This window comes from Micromonospora sp. CA-263727 (genome assembly GCF_050942455.1).
GTDB lineage: Bacteria > Actinomycetota > Actinomycetes > Mycobacteriales > Micromonosporaceae > Micromonospora.
Genome location: NZ_CP192031.1, coordinates 5,952,689 through 5,969,348 on the forward strand (window position 1 = coordinate 5,952,689; position 16,660 = coordinate 5,969,348).

Consider the following 16,660-nt stretch of genomic DNA (forward strand, 5'->3'; position numbering starts at 1 on the left):
GTGGCCGGGCGGCCTCGGTGCACCCGCCTCGCATGACGCTTTGCGGGAGTCTGTAACACAGCAGCCGGACGGTCGCCCGACCCACCATGAAGCCGGTGAGCGGGTTTCGCCGCCTGCGGCGACCGGTGAAGACTGCGGTGCGGCGTGGGCCTAGGCAGGGGTGACGGGCTTACCGCCGAGAGCTTCGGGGGTGCGCCGACCCGCAGGAGATCGCATGCTTCGCGGCTGTGCTAAGTCTAGAGCGTAATCAACTCTTCCGACCTGCGGCAACAGGGTCCCGCTCCGCGTGTCCTAGTCTACCCCGCCCGACCTGTGCGCCGCGCACGTCTATCGGCAACTGCAGAACTTGCCAATCTGTTCCCGCGTCGAAGCCTTCGGGCAGGTCAGACAGGGCGAGCACGGTGGGACCGGCCCCACTGACCACGGCCGCCACACCGGCCTCACGGGCCGCGTCGACCAGTGCTGCCGCGCCCGGCATCGATGACGCGCGGTAGCCCTGGTGCAGCCGGTCGACGGTGGCCGGCAGCAGCAGGGCCGGCTGCGTGGTCAACGCGTACACCAGCAACGCCGACCGGCCGGCGTTGAACGCGGCGTCGCCGTGCGGCACGCTCGCCGGCAGCGCCGCGCGGGCGGAGGCGGTCAGGCCACGCTCGGCGGGCACGAAGACGGTCGGGCGTACCCCGTCGGCCACCGGCAGCGACACCGCCCGCGCGCCGGACGGTTCCGTCCAGGCCACCGTGAAACCGCCGAGCAGGCAGGGCGCGACATTGTCCGGATGCCCCTCGATCTCGGCGGCCAGGCGGAGCGCGGCCTGGTCGTCGAGTTGGCGTTCCCCCTCCGTGACCAGGGCCCGGGCCAGCAGCACCCCGGCCACGATCGCCGCCGAGGAGGAGCCGAGCCCGCGAGCCTGCGGGATGCGGTTCAGGCACGCCACCGCCAGCCCCGGCGGCTGTCCGCCGAGCGCGTCGAAGGCCGCCCGCATGGTGCGTACCACCAGGTGTTCGTCGTCGACCGGCAGGTCGCCGGCGCCCTCCCCGGTCACCGACACCGTGACGCCGCCGGAGGTCACCTCGGCGGCCACGTCGTCGTGGAGCGCGAGGGCGAGCCCCAGGGCGTCGAAGCCCGGCCCAAGGTTCGCGCTGGTGGCGGGGACCCGGACCCGGACCGGGCCGGCGGCGAATGTGGTCGGCACCCAACCATGCTAGGACCACCGCCCGTTGCCCGGGACGACCCGGGGCCACCGGATGGGCGGCTACGGGACCCTGGTGTCCTGCGGCGCGGCGACCGGCGTGGTGAGCGAGAGCCGCCGGGTGGCGATCCGCCAGCCGACCGCATAGGTGAGGGTGACCAGGCCGCAGCCGGCCAGCACCACCCGCACGTCCACCACGTCCACCACCGCCGCCACCACGAGCTGGCTGACCGAGATCGCCAGGGTGGCCAGCATCATGTCGGTGGCGAAGACCCGGCCGCGCAGCCGATCCGGCACCTCGCCCTGCAACGCGAAGTTCGACATCACCCAGTTGCTGCCGCCGGCGAAGTGCGCCACGAAGACCAGCACCAGCACCAGCGGGAACCAGGACACCACCGACGTGCCGAGGTAGGCCAACCCGTAGGCCGACATGGACAGTGCCAACCCCGGCAGCAGCCAGGCCCGGTTGGTCAGCACCCGGCGCATCAGGATCGGGCCGACCAGCGCGCCCGCGCCGCGTACCGCGAAGAGCAGGCCGGCACCCACCGGGCCGACCGCGTACACCCCGGCGAGCAGCGGGAAGACGGTCAGCACCCCGTTGCCCAGGCCGACCGCCGACTTCACCGTCACCAGGGCCAGCACCCGCGGACGGTGCCCGATGTAGCCGAGCGCCTCGCGGATGGCCGCCCAGGTCTGCGGGGGTCCCGCGTCCTGCTCGCGCGGGGCCTGCAACGGCCGGCGGATGAGCGCGGCCAGGCCCGCGGCGACCACCAGGCCGACCGCGCCCGCCCAGAAGCAGACGTACGGCCCGGCGACCGCGCTGAGCACGCCGCCGAGGGACGCGCCGACGACGGTCATGGTGCCCCAGGCCGACCCGGCCACCGCGTTGCCCGCGGCCAGCTCCTCCGGGTCGAGCACGTTCGGCAGGGCGGCCTGCGCCGCCGGCGAGTAAAACGCCTTGGCCACCGCGACCACGCCGATGCCGAGCATCGCCAGCCAGGCCGTGCCGGCGCTGCGTACGCCGAGCAGCAGCAGGACGCCGACGAGCGCGGCGACGTTCGCGACGATCATGATCTTGCGCCGGTCGAACCGGTCCGCGATGGTGCCGGTGTACGGCAGCAGCAACGCCACGATGCCGGTGTCCACGGCGAGCACCAGGGCGCCCCACACCCCGCTGCCGGTCAGCTTCGGCAGCAACACGAGCAGCGGCACCATGACGAACCAGTCGGCGCCGAAGACCACCAGCTCGGCCAGGAAGAGATTCCGGAAGTTCCGGTTGCGGGTGAGGACCGAGAGGGTGGACGCCACGGAGCGGACCCTACCCGGACCCCGTCAACGGTTGAGTCGCAGCGCGGACAGCGCCCCCAGCAGCCGCGCGACGGCTCGTCGCGATCACCGCGGCATCGCGTTGATCGCGCCGCCGCGTTGATCATGTTAAGAGGGGCCCCCTGCTATACCGCAGGCGTTAACAGGGGGCCCTTCCTTACACTGCTGGCTATTCGCTGGAGGGGAAGGGTGAGTTACGGCTCTTCGGCAGCCGGAGCACCTCGAACTGGTCGGTGTTCTCGATCAGCGCGCCCGAGGGCGCCGCCGGCACCGGCCGGCTCTGCGGCTTCCGCTCCTCCGTCGCCGGGTTGCCCAGCGCAGCCCGCTCGGCGGCGACCGGCTCGGCACTCGCCGCGTCGGTCTCCGCTCCCGGCTGCCCGCCAGCGGGTTCGCCGGACCGCCCCCGGCGCCAGGCCCGCAGCGAGTCCTTGGTGTCCTCCACCATCGCGTAGAGCGTGGGCACCAGGACCAGCGTGAGCAGGGTGGAGCTGAGCAGGCCACCGATCACCACGATGGCCAGCGGCCGGGAGATGAAGCCGCCCTCGCCGGTGAACCCGAAGGCCATCGGCGTCAGCGCGAAGATGGTGGCGATCGCGGTCATCAGGATCGGCCGCAGCCGGTGGCGTCCGCCCTCGACCACCGCCTCCCGGACGCCGAGCCCCTGGGCCCGGTACTGGTTGACCAGGTCCAGCAGCACGATGGCGTTGGTCACCACGATGCCGACCAGCATGAGCACGCCGATCAGCGCCGGCACGCTCAACGCGGTGCCGCTGAGCAGCAGCAGGGCGACCGCGCCGGTGGCCGCGAACGGGATGGAGACCAGCAGGATCAGCGCCTGCACCACGCTGCGGAACGTGGCCATCATGATCAGGAACACGATCGCGATCGCGGCCAGCACCGCCAGGCCCAGGTCGGCGAAGGTCTCCTGCTGCTCGGCGCTGACCCCGCCGAGGGTGAACGTGGCCCCCGGCACGTCGATCGCGTCGAGCCGGCTCTGCAACTCCGTGCTGATCGCGCCGAGGTCGGAGCCGGTCACCGTGCCGGTCACCGAGACGCTGCGTTCGCCGTCGATCCGCCGCACCTGCTGCGGCCCCTCGGCCTGCGTGATGTCGGCGATGTCGTCCAGCTTCACCGCGCCGACCCGCAGCGCCTTCAGCTCCTCCACCGTCACCGGCGGCTGCGCCGACAGCCGCAACACCACGTCCCGGGTACCGCCATCGAGGCTCACCTGGCCGAGTGGCGTGCCGCGGAACGCCTGCGCGACCAGCTGGCCGACCGCGGCCTCGGTGAGCCCGGCCCGGCTGGCGGCGACCCGGTCGACGGTCACGTCGACGCGCGGCACCCGGTCGGCGAGCGTGGTCGAGACGTCCTCGACGCCCCGGATGCCGGCCAACGCCGCCTCGGCCTGCTCGGCGGCCCGTGCCAGCACCTCCGGGTCGGCGGCCCGGACCACCACGGCCAGCTCGTTGGCGGAGGCGCCGCCCTGCCCGGCCGGGAAGGTGATCTCGCCGGCCGCCGGGCCGAGCACCGCGAAGCGCTCCCGCAGGATGCCGCGCATCTGCTTGGCGTCGGTGTCGCCGCCGAGCCGCAGCGCGAAGCTGGCCACGTTGTTGCTGGCGGCGCCGGCCCAGGGCGTGTTCCCGCCCCCCGCGGTGACCTGGTACGACTCGACGCCCGGCGTGCTGGCCAGCACCGACTCGACCTCGCGGGCCGCCGCGTCGGTGCCGGCCAGCCCGGTGCCCACCGGCAGCTCCTGCCGGATGTTGAGGGTGTCCTGGCCGGAGTCGTCCAGGAAGTTGGTCTCCAGCTGGCGGGCCAGGCCGAAGGTGCCGAGCAGCACCAGCAGGCCCGCCGCCAGGGTGGCCCAGCGGTAGGCCCGCCGGCCGGTGGCGAACCGGATGACCGGCAGGTACGCCCGCTGCAACGGGCTGCGCAGCTCCCGCTGCTCGGCGGCCTGGCGGATGGCGGCGCCGTCGGCCCCCGCCACCGGCTTGAGGAACCAGTACGCGAGCACCGGGACCACCGTCAGCGAGACCAGCAGCGAGGCGAGCAGCGCCACGGTGACCGTGATCGCGAACGGCGCGAACAGCTGCCCGACGAAGCCGCCGACCAGCGCGATCGGGGCGAAGACCGCCACCGTGGTCAGCGTGGAGGCGGTGACCGCCCCGGCCACCTCACGGACGGCGGTGAGGATCGCCACGCGCTTCGGCTCGCCGTACGTCAGGTGGCGCTTGATGTTTTCCAGCACCACGATCGAGTCGTCCACCACCCGGCCCACGGCGACCGTCAACGCGCCCAGGGTGAGCAGGTTGAGCGAGTAGTCGCCGATCCAGAGCGCGAGCAGCGCGACCACCACCGACAGCGGGATGGAGACCGCGGTGACCACCGTGGAGCGCACCGACAGCAGGAACACCAGGATGACCACCACGGCCATGATCAGGCCCAGCAGGCCCTCGGTGCTCAGCGTCGCGATGGACTTCTCCACGAACGGGGCCTGGTCGAGCACGACGGTCAACTCGGCCCCGGTGGTGGCCCGCAGGTCGGCGAGCCGGTCACGGACCGCATGCGAGATCTCCACCGCGTTGCCGCCCGGATCCGCGGTGACCGCGATGCCCAGGCTCTCCAGCCCGTTGGTACGGGTGATCGCGGTCGCCGGGGCGAGCTGCTCCTCGACGGTGGCGACATCGCCGAGGCGGACCGGCCCGGCCTTGCCGGCGGGCGGAGCCACGACGACTCCGCGGAGCTCGTCCAGGGTGGTCAGCGGAGTGCCGACCTGCACCGGCAGCGTCCGGTCGCCGTCCAGCACGGCGCCGGCGGGCACCGCCACACCGTTGGCCTTCAACGCGGTGCCGATCGCCGTCGGCTGCACCTTCGCCTTGGCCAGCTTCGCCGGATCCGGCGTGATCACCACGAGGTCGCTCCGGACGCCGGTCAGCTCGGCGCTCCGGACCCCCTCGATCGCTGCCAGCTCCGGCACCACGACGTCGCGCAGCTTCCCGGCCAGGGCGCGTTCGTCGCCGCCGCCGGTGGCGGCCAGCACCACGGCCGGCAGGTCGTCGGTGCTGCCCGCGATGACCTGCGGGTCGACGCCCTCGGGCAGCCGGGTACGGCTCAGCGCGGTCTGCATCTTGCTGACCACGTCGTCCAGGTCGGTGCCGAACTCGTACTGCACCTGGATGGTGGTCAGGCCCTCCCGCGAGGTCGAGATCACCGTGTCGAGCGCGGGGATGCTCCGCAGGCTGTTCTCGATCGGCTCGGTCACCTGGGACTCGACGACCTCCGGCCCGGCGCCGGGGTACGAGGCCACGATGAACGCGGCGGGGAACTCCAGCGACGGCAGGAGTTGCTGCTTCAGCGACGGCACGGCGTACGCGCCGAACGCAGTGGTCACCACCGCGATGAGGGCTACCAGCCCCCGGTTGGCGAGGCTGAATCTGGCGAGCAGCGACATCGGCGAGGCTCACTCCTGGAGGAGAGGGTCGACGGGGGTAGGAGCAGTCTGCCCGACCCGCTACCTCCGCCCTATTCCGGGGCAAGGCAAGCGCACTGCGCTACCAGCCGCCACCGGACGCGTGACCGCGTCCGGCCCCCGGCTCAGGCGAGGTCGAGGGAGCGGGCGGCGGCGAGCGGGTCGTTGGCGATGGTGATCGGGGCGGGGGCGGTGCTGATGGCCCACTCCGGGTCCTTCAGGCCGTGGCCGGTGACCGTGCAGACCACCCGTGACCCGGCCGGCACCCGGCCGGCGGCGGCCTGCTGGAGCAGGCCGGCGACGCTGGCCGCGCTGCCCAGCTCCACGAAGACACCGACCTCCCGGGCCAGCAGCCGGTACGCCGCCAGGATCTCCCGGTCGGTGACCGCCTCGATCAGGCCGCCCGAGGCGTCCCGGGCGTCCAGGGCCTTCGTCCAGCTCGCCGGGTTGCCGATCCGGATCGCGGTGGCGATGGTGGAGGGCTCGGGAACCACCTGCCCGGTCACGATCGGGGCGGCGCCGGCCGCCTGGAAGCCGTACATCTTCGGCGTCCGGGTGGCGTTGCCGGCGGCCAGGTCCTCGGTGTAACCCATCCAGTAGGCGGAGATGTTGCCGGCGTTGCCCACCGGCAGGCAGTGGATGTCCGGCGCGTCGCCGAGCGCCTCGACGATCTCGAACGCCGCGGTCTTCTGGCCGTGCAGCCGGTCGATGTTGACCGAGTTGACCAGGGCCACCGGGTAGTCCTGGGCGAGCTTGGCGGCCAGCGCCAGGCAGTCGTCGAAGTTGCCGTTGACCTGGAGCAGCCGGGCCCCGTGCACCAGCGCCTGGGCCAGCTTGCCCAGCGCGATCTTGCCCTGCGGCACCAGCACCGCGCAGGTCACCCCGGCCCGGGCCGCGTACGCGGCGGCGGAGGCGCTGGTGTTGCCGGTGGAGGCGCAGATGATGGCCTTGTTGCCGGCCTCGACCGCCTTGGAGACGGCCATCGTCATGCCCCGGTCCTTGAACGAGCCGGTCGGGTTCGCCCCCTCGACCTTCAGGTGCACGTCGCAGCCGAGCCGGGCGGAGAGCACCGGCGCGGGCAGCAGCGGCGTGTTTCCCTCGTGCAGCGTGACGACGGGCGTGGCATCGGTGACCGGCAGCCGGTCCCGGTAGGCGTCGATCAGGCCCCGCCACATGTCGCTCTCCTTGCCGCTCCGGCTCATCACAGTCCGCCCTCGACCCGCAGCACGCTCGCCACCGAGCGGACGATGTCCAGGCCGCGCAGCTCGCGGACGGTCGCCGCGAGCGCCGCGTCCGGCGCCACATGGGTCACGATCACCAGGATCGCGTCGCCGCCACCGCCGTTGCCACCACCGTCGTTGCCGCCGCCGGCCGGCCCCTGCCGCACGGTGGCGATGGAGACGTGGTGCCGGGCGAACACGCCGGCCACCGCCTCCAGCACACCGGGGCGGTCGGCCACGTCGAGGCTGATGTGGTAGCGGGTGAGCGCCTCCCCCATCGGCCGGACCGGCAGGTCGGCGTAGGCGGACTCGCTGGCCGCGCGGACCCCGGCGAGCCGGTTGCGGGCCACCGCCACCACGTCGCCGAGCACCGCGCTGGCGGTCGGCGCACCACCGGCGCCCCGCCCGTAGAACATCAACTGCCCGGCCGCGTCCGCCTCGACGAAGACCGCGTTGAACGCGTCGCCGACGCTGGCCAGCGGATGGGTCAACGGGATCATCGCCGGGTGCACCCGGACGCTGACCGCCTCCCGACCCTGCCCGTCCGCGCCCCGGGCCGCGATGCAGAGCAGTTTGATCGTGTGGCCCATCGCCTTCGCGCTGGCCACGTCGGCGGCGGTGACCTCGGTGATGCCCTCGCGGTGCACGTCGGCCGCGCCGACCCGGCTGTGGAAGGCCAGCGAGGCGAGGATGGCCGCCTTGGCCGCGGCGTCGAAGCCCTCCACGTCGGCGGTCGGGTCGGCCTCGGCGTACCCCAGCTCGGTCGCCTCCTCCAGGGCCTCGGCGAAGCCGGCGCCGCTGGCGTGCATGGCGGAGAGGATGAAGTTGGTGGTGCCGTTGACGATGCCGGTGACCCGGGTGATGCGGTCCCCGTGCAGCGACTCGCGCAACGGCCGCAGCAGCGGGATCGCGCCGGCCACGGCGGCCTCGTAGTAGAGGTCGCCGCCGCCCTCGGCCGCCGCGTCGTGCAGGGCTCCGCCGTCCTCGGCGAGCAGCGCCTTGTTGGCGGTGACCACGCTCTTGCCGGCCCGCAGCGCCTCCACCAGCCAGCTGCGCGCCGGCTCGATGCCACCGATCACCTCGACCACCACGTCGACGTCGTCGCGCTTGATCAGCCCGAGCGCGTCGGTGGTGAACAGGGCCGGGTCGACCGGCAGGCCGCCGCGGTCACGCCCGATCCGGCGTACGGCGATGCCGGCGATCTCCAGCGGAGCGCCGATCCGGGCGGCGAGGTCGGCCGACTGCTCGTGCAGCAGCCGGACCACCTCGGCGCCGACGGTGCCGCAGCCGAGCAGAGCGAGGCGCACAGGTGACGTCATCCCACATCCAAAGCGAGCAGGTCCTCTTCGGTCTCCCGTCGAACGATCAGCCGGGCCTGGCCGTCCCGCACCGCGACCACCGGGGGTCGGGGCACGTGGTTGTAGTTGCTGGCCATGCTGCGGCAGTACGCGCCCGTGCCGGGCACCGCGACAAGATCTCCGGGCTGCACGTCGGCGGGCAGAAATTCATCCTTCACCACGATGTCCCCGGACTCACAATGCTTTCCCACCACGCGGGCGAGCATCGCCTCGGCGGCGCTCGCCCGCGAGGCCAGGGTCGCCGAGTAGGAGGCGTCGTAGAGCGCGGTGCGGATGTTGTCGCTCATCCCACCGTCGACGCTGACATACGTCCGGATCCCATCGACGTCCTTGACCGTGCCCACCTCGTAGAGGGTGAACACGGCCGGGCCGACGATCGCCCGGCCCGGCTCGATGGAGAGGTGCGGCACGGCCAGCCGCTCCGCCGCGCACTCCGAATCCACGATCTTGCGCAGCCGCTTGGCCAGGTCGTGCGGGGCCGAGGGGTCGTCCTGGCTGGTGTACGCGATGCCGAAACCGCCGCCGAGATCCAGCTCGGGCAGCTCCACCCCACGCGCGTCCCGGATCTGCGCCTGGAGCGCCAGCACCCGGCGGGCGGAGACCTCGAACCCGCTGGTGTCGAAGATCTGCGAGCCGATGTGCGAGTGCAGGCCGCGCAGCTCCAGTACGCCCTCGTCGATGAGACGCAGCGCGGCGGCGACGGCCGCGCCGCCGGCCAGCGAGAAGCCGAACTTCTGGTCCTCGTGCGCGGTGGCGATGAACTCGTGGGTGTGCGCCTCCACGCCGACGGTGACCCGGATCAGCACCCGGGGCCGGACGCCCCGCTCGCGGGCCAGCGCGGTGAGCCGGTCGATCTCGCCGAACGAGTCGACGATGATCCGGCCGACGCCGGCGTCCAGCGCCCGGCTCAGCTCGGCCGCCGACTTGTTGTTGCCGTGGAAGCCGATCCGTTCCGGCGGCATCCCGCCGGCCAGCGCCACGGCCAGCTCGCCGCCGCTGCACACGTCGAGGAACATACCCTCCTCGGCGATCATCCGCACCACCGCGCGGCAGAGGAACGCCTTGCCCGCGTAGTAGACGTCCTCGGTCGGGAAGGCCGCCCGGAAGTCCCGGCAGCGCGAACGCAGGTCGTTCTCGTCCAGGACGTACACCGGAGTGCCGAACTCGGCGGCGATGTCGCGTACGTCCAGGCCCGCGACGACCAGCGCGCCCTCCTCGCCGCGCGCCGTGTGGCGCGGCCACAGCTGCGGCATCAGGGCGTTGACGTCCTCCGGGGTACGCAGCCAGGCCGGCCCCCGGTTGCCGATGTCGCCGTGCAGCGCACCGGCCTCGTGAGCACGCATGTCGGTTACATCCTCTCCGGGGCCGAGACGCCGAGCAGGCGCAGGCCGTTGGCGATGACCACCCGGGTGGCGTCGTTGAGCCAGAGCCGGGCCCGGTGCAGGTCGGTGACCTCCTCGTCGCCGCGCGGCAGGATCCGGCAGTTGTCGTAGAACCGGTGGTACGCCCCGGCCAGGTCCTCCAGGTAGCGGGCCACCCGGTGCGGCTCGCGCAGCTCCGCCGCGGCACCCACCACGGCGGGGAACTCCGCGAGCGCCTTGAGCAGCTCGTTCTCCTTGTCGTGGTCGAGCAGCCCGGGGTGGAACGACTCGCCGTCGCCCCGGGTCAGCCCGACCTCGGCGGCGTTACGCCCGACGCTGGCCGTCCGGGCCGCCACGTACTGCACGTAGTAGACCGGGTTGTCGCGGGTGGCCCGGGTCCACAGCTCGATGTCGATGTCGATCGGGGAGTCGCTGGAGTAGCGGGCCAGCGCGTACCGGGAGGCGTCCACGCCGATCGCGTCGACCAGGTCCTCCAGGGTGACCACCGTGCCGGCCCGCTTGCTCATCCGCACCGGCGCGCCGTCGCGGACCAGGTTGACCAGCTGGCCGATGAGGATCTCCAGGGTCTGCTCCGGCGCGTCACCGAAGCAGGCCGCCATCGCCCTCATCCGGCCGAGGTAGCCGTGGTGGTCCGCGCCGAGCATGATCACGACCCGGTCGAAGCCGCGCTCCCGCTTGTCCAGGTAGTACGCGCAGTCCGCGGCGAAGTACGTCCACTCGCCGTTGGACTTGCGCAGCACCCGGTCCTTGTCGTCACCGAAGTCGGTGGTCCGCAGCCAGGTCGCGCCGTCGGCGTCGAAGACGTGCCCCTGCTCGCGCAGCCGGGTCAGCGCGTGCTCCAGCTCACCCCGGTCGTGCAGGTCCTTCTCGTTGAAGTAGGTGTCGAACTCCACCCCGAAGTCGCGCAGCGAGGACTTGATCTCCTCGAACATCAGCGCCACGCCCTCGACCCGGAAGACCTCCTGGGCGGCGTCGTCCGCCAGCTCCAGCACGTCCGGCCGGCGGGCGGTGACCTGGCCGGCGATCTCGGCGATGTACGCCCCGCCGTAGCCGTCCTCGGGGGCGGCCTCCCCCTTTGCCGCGGCGAGCAGCGAGCGGGCGAACCGGTCGATCTGCGAACCCGCGTCGTTGAAGTAGTACTCGGTGCCGACCTCCGCGCCGGTGGCGCGGAGCAGCCGGCTCAACGCGTCGCCGACCGCCGCCCAGCGAACCCCGCCGATGTGCACCGGGCCGGTCGGGTTGGCCGAGACGAACTCCAGGTTGATCTTCAAGCCGGCGAGCCGGTCGCTGCGGCCGTACGCCGCGTCGGCCTCGACGATCGTCCGGGCCAGCTGGCCGGCGGCGGCGGCGTCGAGCCGGATGTTCAGGAAGCCCGGACCCGCGATCTCCACCGACTTGACCCCCGGCGTGCTGCCGAGCCGGGCGGCCAGCCCGGTGGCCAGTTCCCGGGGCGGCACGCCCACCTTCTTGCTCAGCTGTAGCGCCAGCGTGGCGGCGTAGTCGCCGTGCTCGGGATTGCGGGGTCGCTCGACCGTGGTGTGCTCCGGAAGCGCGGAGCTGTCCAGCCCTCGGTCGGCGAAGACGGCGTGAGCGGCGGCGAGGACGGCTTCGGCGAGTTCTGCGGGAGTCACCGAACCATGTTATCGGGGGTAGACTCGGTCCCCGCGGCGGCGACCCAGCATCGGTTCCGGGCCGCCTGATCCCCTGACCGAATCGACCTGACGAGGCACGATGAGCATCAGCACCCCGAGCGGCCCGCAGCGCCGTCCGACCGTGGTCAGCACCGGCAAGAAGCCGGCGGCAGGTCGTCCGGCCGCTGGCGGCAAGGCCGGATCCGACAAGCCGGCGACTCCCCAGCGCGCCAGCGGGGGCGGCAAGGGGCCACGCAAGCCGATCACCCCGGTCAAGGTCAGCCAGGAGCGCTCCTGGGGGCCGATCGCGCTCTTCGTCGCCGTCGGCGTGCTCGCCACGTCGATCATCGGGTACGGCGCCTGGGCGGCCATCAAGGGCGGCCAGTCCTGGGAGGACAAGGCGGCGGACATCCAGGGCATCGTCAACTTCCGCAAGACCGACCCGGAGAGCATCTCCAACCAGGAGCACCGGGCCGGCAAGCAGGAATACAAGCAGAGCCCGCCGGTCGGCGGCCCGCACAACAACACCTGGCAGCGCTGCCTCGGCGACGTCTACGATGCGCCGATCGCCAACGAGCACGCGCTGCACAGCCTGGAGCACGGCGCGGTCTGGCTGACCTACCGCCCGGATCTGCCCGCGGCCGACGTCGAGAAGCTGGCCAGCGTGATCCGCGGCAACGACTTCATGCTGATGAGCCCGTACGAGGGCCTCGACTCGGCGGTCTCCATCCAGGCGTGGGGCTACCAGCTCAAGGTCGACAACGCCGACGACCCGCGGATCAAGGAGTTCGCCACCGTCCTGGCGCAGAACGCCTCGATGGAGCCGGGCGTGCCCTGCTCGTCGGGCAACTACACCACCGGCACCGGCACGGAGCCGCGGGAGCTCCAGCCGTCGATGGGTGGCTGACATGCCCAGCGCCGTACAGGACGCGACGATCGAGGAGCAGACCAGTTCCCCGGCGTCCCGGCCGGCATCCCGGACGCTGCGCTACCTGACGCTGGCCGTGACGGCGCTGCTGCTGCTCGGCGTCGGCTGGACGGCCGCGACCCTGACCACCGGGCGCACCCCGGGTGAGACCTCGGCCGAGGCCGGCTTCGCCCGGGACATGTCCCGGCACCACGCCCAGGCGGTGGAGATGGCCATGGTCGCGTACGCGAAGGGGCAGGATCCGGCGATCCGGCAGATGGGGTACGACATCGCCCTGACCCAGCAGGCCCAGATCGGTCAGATGCAACGCTGGTTGCAGGAGTGGAACCTGCTGCCGACCGGCTCCCGGCCGTCGATGGAGTGGATGCCCGACGGGGTGGGGGTGGACGAGAACGGGCTGATGCCCGGGATGGCCACCCGAGACGAGATCACCCGGCTGCACGAGGCACAGGGCGCCGAGGTCGACCGCCTCTTCATCGAGCTGATGATCAAGCACCACATCGGTGGCGTCCACATGGTCGACGGGCTGCTCGACGCCTCCGACCGCGCCGAGGTGGTCCGGCTGGCCGAGGCGATGAAGGCGGCCCAGCAGAAAGAGATCAACGAGCTGCGGAAGTTGCAGCAGGCCGGTTGATCCGGCCCAACTCCGGCACGACCCGCGCCGCCCCGCTCACGTAGAGCGGGGCGGCATCGTCGATTCACCCCATCTCTCGACCGGGATCGTAGCCTCCGTCACGTCTTGGGGCCATACGACCGATTTTCCCTCTAGGGGTTACTTGGAGGGAAGTGCACTCGTTGTCCAGGCCGTGGGGGTTGCACTCAGAGACGCACGGCGGTCCGTCACCAGCTGGTGCCGGCGCCACACCATCGGCGGTGACGGGGCGGTGGCAGCCGTCCGTCGCGGACAGCGGCAGAGCGAGCCGGGAGCGCTCAGCCGCGAACAGGAACTGGAACTGATCGACACGCTCCGGGGCGTCCACCCCGACGAGTTCGGCCTGGACGAGGAGCTGTGGACCCGGCAGAGCCTGCACACCCTGATCCAGCAGCACTTCGGGCTGACCCTGGACGCCGGGCTGGTCGGGGCGTACCTGCGGGCCTGGGGGTTGGGCCCGCGCGAGCCCCGGGAGCGAGCCTGCGGCCTCTGCGTCGGCGCGGTCGAACGCTGGGTACGCAGCGAGTACCCGGCAATCACCCGGGCCGCCCAGGAACACCTCGCCGAGGTCTACTGGATCGGCCGGGTCCGGCTGCGCGGCACGATGCCGGCGGCCGACGTGATCTCCGCCGTCTCCTCCCGCGGCCGGGTACGCTTCATGATCACCACACCGTCGCTGGACCCGGCCCTCCCCCGAGACTTCGTGCTCCGCCTCAGCGGTGCCGAACAGCGCACGGTACACCTGATCGTGGACGGATCCTGGGCCCGCAACGAGTGGCCCCGCCGGCTACCCCGGCGCATCGTGCCCCACCCGCTGCCCAGCTGCGGCCGAGCCCTGGCCGCCTGACTCGCCGATACCGATTCGGCGTTCGACTACGGGGTTTGCTAGTCTTCTCCAGTCGCTGAGCCCCCGTAGCTCAGGGGATAGAGCACCGCCCTCCGGAGGCGGGGGCGCAGGTTCGAATCCTGCCGGGGGCACTCACTAATCTATTTTCCTGCTCGTAGGGGACTGTGCAACGGCCCTGTGGTCGTGACGACCTGCCATTCCAGGCTCGGCTCGGAATTCAGGCCGCAGGATTGTCCCGGTAGATGATGGCGTGGATGCGCTGCAAGACATCGATCTGGGCGGGATTGTGCAGTTCGACGATTCCATGCAGGAGCACGGAGCGGGCACGTGGGTCACCACCACCCACCCGGCCCTGGTCCGCGAGGTCCTTGAGGCGCGGATGCTCCTGCTGCTCGCGCACTATCTCGGGGGCGAACCGCTCGGCCAGCCGCTGCCGGGTCTCCTCGCTCGCCTCGTCGGTCAGGGCGTCGAACTCCCGGGAGACGTCGCTGCGGGGTGTCGTGTGCAGCTCCCGCAGCGCGTCCATCACCTCGGGCTCGAAGATCTGGGAGCCGATCAGCAGAAACGCCCGGTCGGACTCCGACAGGTCACCGGCGACTTCGCTGAATCCCGGCGGCAGGTCGGCGAGGTTGCGGTGTCGCAGGATGGCGGCCAGTTCCTCCCGCATCCCCTGCTGGCGCTCGATGTTCGCCGCCAGCTCGGCGTCGAGGGCGCGGAGGATCTGCTCCGCGCCCTCGGCCGATTCCTCCATCGTGGCGATGTCTGCCAGCGGCACACCGACATCCACGAGGCGGCGGATCCGCAACAGCCGGATCAGGTGCGTGATCCGGTACTGCTTGTATCCGTTGGCCGCCCGCTCCGGCTCCTCCAGCAGCCCGATCCGGTGATAGTGGCGAATGGTCTTCAGGGTCGTGCCGGCGATCTCGGCCAGCTCACGCGTACTCCAGCTCCCCCTGATCCGCATCCGGACATTCGACACCATCCCCCTTGGGCCCAGTCAAGCCGGGCCTTTCCCGCAAGGTGCTCCCTCACGGCTCTTTTCTGGTGATCAGCCGCGACGGCAGGTGGTGTCCTTGGCCGGCAACTTCCCGCCGACCAGGTAGGACGTGGTGATGTTGAGCGCGCAGGCGTTGCCGCCGAGGACGTAGACGCCGTGCCCGCTCTCGTCGGCGGTCACCAGCCGGGAGCGCTCGCCGAACTTCTCGTGCAGCAGCCGGGCACCAGCGTGCGGCGTGACCGGGTCGTGCCGGTTCTGCAGGATCAGGACGTTGGCCGGTCCGACGTCGGCGATCTCGACGGGCGGCTCGGACGGCTCGTACCGCCAGTAGGCGCAGGGAATGATGTTGGCGGCGGCCGCGCCGAACATCGGGTACCGCTTGCGGTCCTCGGCGACGGCCCGCCGGTAGGTGGCCAGGTCCCTGGGCCACTCGACGTCGTTGCAGGTGACGGTGAGGAACACCGTCAGGCTGTTGTCGAACGGGTTCGGATCCGCGGCCATCTTCGTCGTCGGCGCCGACTCGGGGTCCAGGTACCACTGCCAGCTCTGCGCCGTCACCCCGTACAGCGACTCGCCGTACAGTCCGAAGAAGGTGCCGAAGCGGAACGCGGCGCCGTCGGTCCCGTCGGCCGCCGGTGTCCTGTCGAGCCGCTCGGCGATGGCGAAGTACGTCTTCCGTACCTGCTCCGGGGTGCGGCCCAGGCCGTAGGAGGCGTGCCGGGCCGCCGCCCACTTCGCGAAGTCGGGGAACGTCTCCTCGAAGCCGTGCGCGAACCGACGCAGGCCGTCACGGTCGAGATGGGTGTCGCCGATGATGCTGTCGACGACGACGCGGTCGGTGGTGTCCGGGAACATCGAGGCGTACGCCGAGCCCAGCGCGGAGCCGTACGACGCCCCGTAGAAGCTGGCCTTCTCCTCACCGAGGGCGGCCCGGATCCGGTCCAGGTCACGGGCCTTGTTCGCCGTCGTGATGTGCCGCAGCCGCCCGTCGGTGTCGTTCTCGGCGCATTTTGCGGCCACCGCCTCGACGACCTTCGCCCACTCGACCACGGCCGCATCGTCGGGGGCGTACGGGGGAACGTTGGCGAAGTAGCGCTCCCCGGCGGTGAAGCCGCAGCTCACCGGCGCCGAATGCCCGATGCCCCGGGTGTCCATGCCGATCAGGTCGTAGGCGTCCATGACGCTGGCGGGCAGCCCCTGTTGGATCAGCAGCCCCGGAAAGCCGAGTCCTGAGCCACCCGGGCCACCCGGGTTGGAAAGCAGCACGCCGCGCCGCTTCTCCGGCTTCGTGCTGGCGATCCGGGACACCATGATCTCGATCTGGTCGCCGTCGGGGTCGCTGTAGTCCAGCGGAACCGGCACGCTCGCGCACCGCACCTGCACCCCCGCCGGCACCACGACGTCCCCGGGGCAGGTTGCCCACTCCAGTGGCGTCGCCGCCGGCCCGGCGGCGGGTTCCCCCGCCACCGCCGGTGCCGGCACCCCCGCGACCAGCGCACCGACCAGGCCGAGCAGCCCCACCAGGGCGACCCCGCGCCTTCGATACACGTACATGTCCAAGGCTCCTGTCTCGTCCGTTCCAGAGAGTCCGCCCCATCCGAACCTGTGTCCTTGGGGCACAGTCAAGCGAGGGGATCCGCTGAGCCCACACGCCAGATCGC

12 protein-coding genes and 1 tRNA gene are annotated in these 16,660 nt (G+C 72.0%); 4 read left to right on the forward strand and 9 right to left on the reverse strand.

The window, feature by feature from the left end; all coding sequences use genetic code 11:
* Positions 1–247: 247 nt before the first annotated feature.
* The 7 genes from thrB to argS all read right to left on the reverse strand — a co-directional run bounded on the left by thrB (position 248) and on the right by argS (position 11,575).
* Entirely contained in the window at positions 248–1,192 is a 945-nt protein-coding gene (gene thrB / locus ACQPYA_RS26005) for a homoserine kinase (RefSeq protein ID WP_433529691.1), read from the reverse strand.
* A 60-nt stretch (positions 1,193–1,252) separates the two neighbouring features.
* Entirely contained in the window at positions 1,253–2,497 is a 1,245-nt protein-coding gene (locus tag ACQPYA_RS26010; protein ID WP_433529692.1) for an MFS transporter, read from the reverse strand.
* Positions 2,498–2,684: 187 nt separating this feature from the next.
* A complete protein-coding gene (locus tag ACQPYA_RS26015; protein WP_433529693.1) occupies positions 2,685–5,966 on the reverse strand; it encodes an efflux RND transporter permease subunit in 3,282 nt (1,093 codons plus the stop codon).
* A 143-nt stretch (positions 5,967–6,109) separates the two neighbouring features.
* On the reverse strand, positions 6,110–7,159 hold the full coding sequence (gene thrC / locus ACQPYA_RS26020) for a threonine synthase (protein ID WP_433533623.1): 1,050 nt from the start codon (positions 7,157–7,159) through the stop codon (positions 6,110–6,112).
* Positions 7,160–7,185: 26 nt separating this feature from the next.
* A complete protein-coding gene (locus ACQPYA_RS26025; protein WP_433533624.1) occupies positions 7,186–8,511 on the reverse strand; it encodes a homoserine dehydrogenase in 1,326 nt (441 codons plus the stop codon).
* A gap of 8 nt (positions 8,512–8,519) precedes the next feature.
* On the reverse strand, positions 8,520–9,905 hold the full coding sequence (gene lysA, locus ACQPYA_RS26030) for a diaminopimelate decarboxylase (RefSeq protein ID WP_433529694.1): 1,386 nt from the start codon (positions 9,903–9,905) through the stop codon (positions 8,520–8,522).
* Between the two features lie 5 nt (positions 9,906–9,910).
* Complete coding sequence (gene argS / locus ACQPYA_RS26035; protein ID WP_433529695.1) at positions 9,911–11,575, reverse strand: arginine--tRNA ligase; 1,665 nt, start codon at positions 11,573–11,575, stop codon at positions 9,911–9,913.
* 100 nt (positions 11,576–11,675) lie between these two features.
* On the opposite strand from argS, the gene ACQPYA_RS26040 reads away from it, so the two are divergent.
* The 4 genes from ACQPYA_RS26040 (at position 11,676) to ACQPYA_RS26055 (ending at position 14,133) form a co-directional block, all read left to right on the forward strand.
* Positions 11,676–12,482, forward strand: a complete 807-nt coding sequence (locus ACQPYA_RS26040) for a DUF3105 domain-containing protein (RefSeq protein WP_433529696.1) — start codon at positions 11,676–11,678, stop codon at positions 12,480–12,482.
* Position 12,483: 1 nt separating this feature from the next.
* The gene (locus ACQPYA_RS26045) at positions 12,484–13,137 is read left to right on the forward strand and encodes a DUF305 domain-containing protein (RefSeq protein ID WP_433529697.1); all 654 of its coding nucleotides are present in this window, start codon (positions 12,484–12,486) and stop codon (positions 13,135–13,137) included.
* A gap of 172 nt (positions 13,138–13,309) precedes the next feature.
* The gene (locus tag ACQPYA_RS26050; RefSeq protein WP_433529698.1) at positions 13,310–14,002 is read left to right on the forward strand and encodes a winged helix-turn-helix domain-containing protein; all 693 of its coding nucleotides are present in this window, start codon (positions 13,310–13,312) and stop codon (positions 14,000–14,002) included.
* Between the two features lie 59 nt (positions 14,003–14,061).
* A tRNA-Arg gene (locus ACQPYA_RS26055) sits at positions 14,062–14,133 on the forward strand.
* 86 nt (positions 14,134–14,219) lie between these two features.
* Here ACQPYA_RS26055 and ACQPYA_RS26060 read toward each other — a convergent pair.
* Positions 14,220–14,966, reverse strand: coding sequence for a MerR family transcriptional regulator (locus ACQPYA_RS26060; RefSeq protein ID WP_433529699.1), 747 nt, complete (start codon positions 14,964–14,966; stop codon positions 14,220–14,222).
* An 84-nt stretch (positions 14,967–15,050) separates the two neighbouring features.
* A complete protein-coding gene (locus ACQPYA_RS26065) occupies positions 15,051–16,553 on the reverse strand; it encodes an alpha/beta hydrolase (protein WP_433529700.1) in 1,503 nt (500 codons plus the stop codon).
* Between the last annotated feature and the right edge of the window lie 107 nt (positions 16,554–16,660).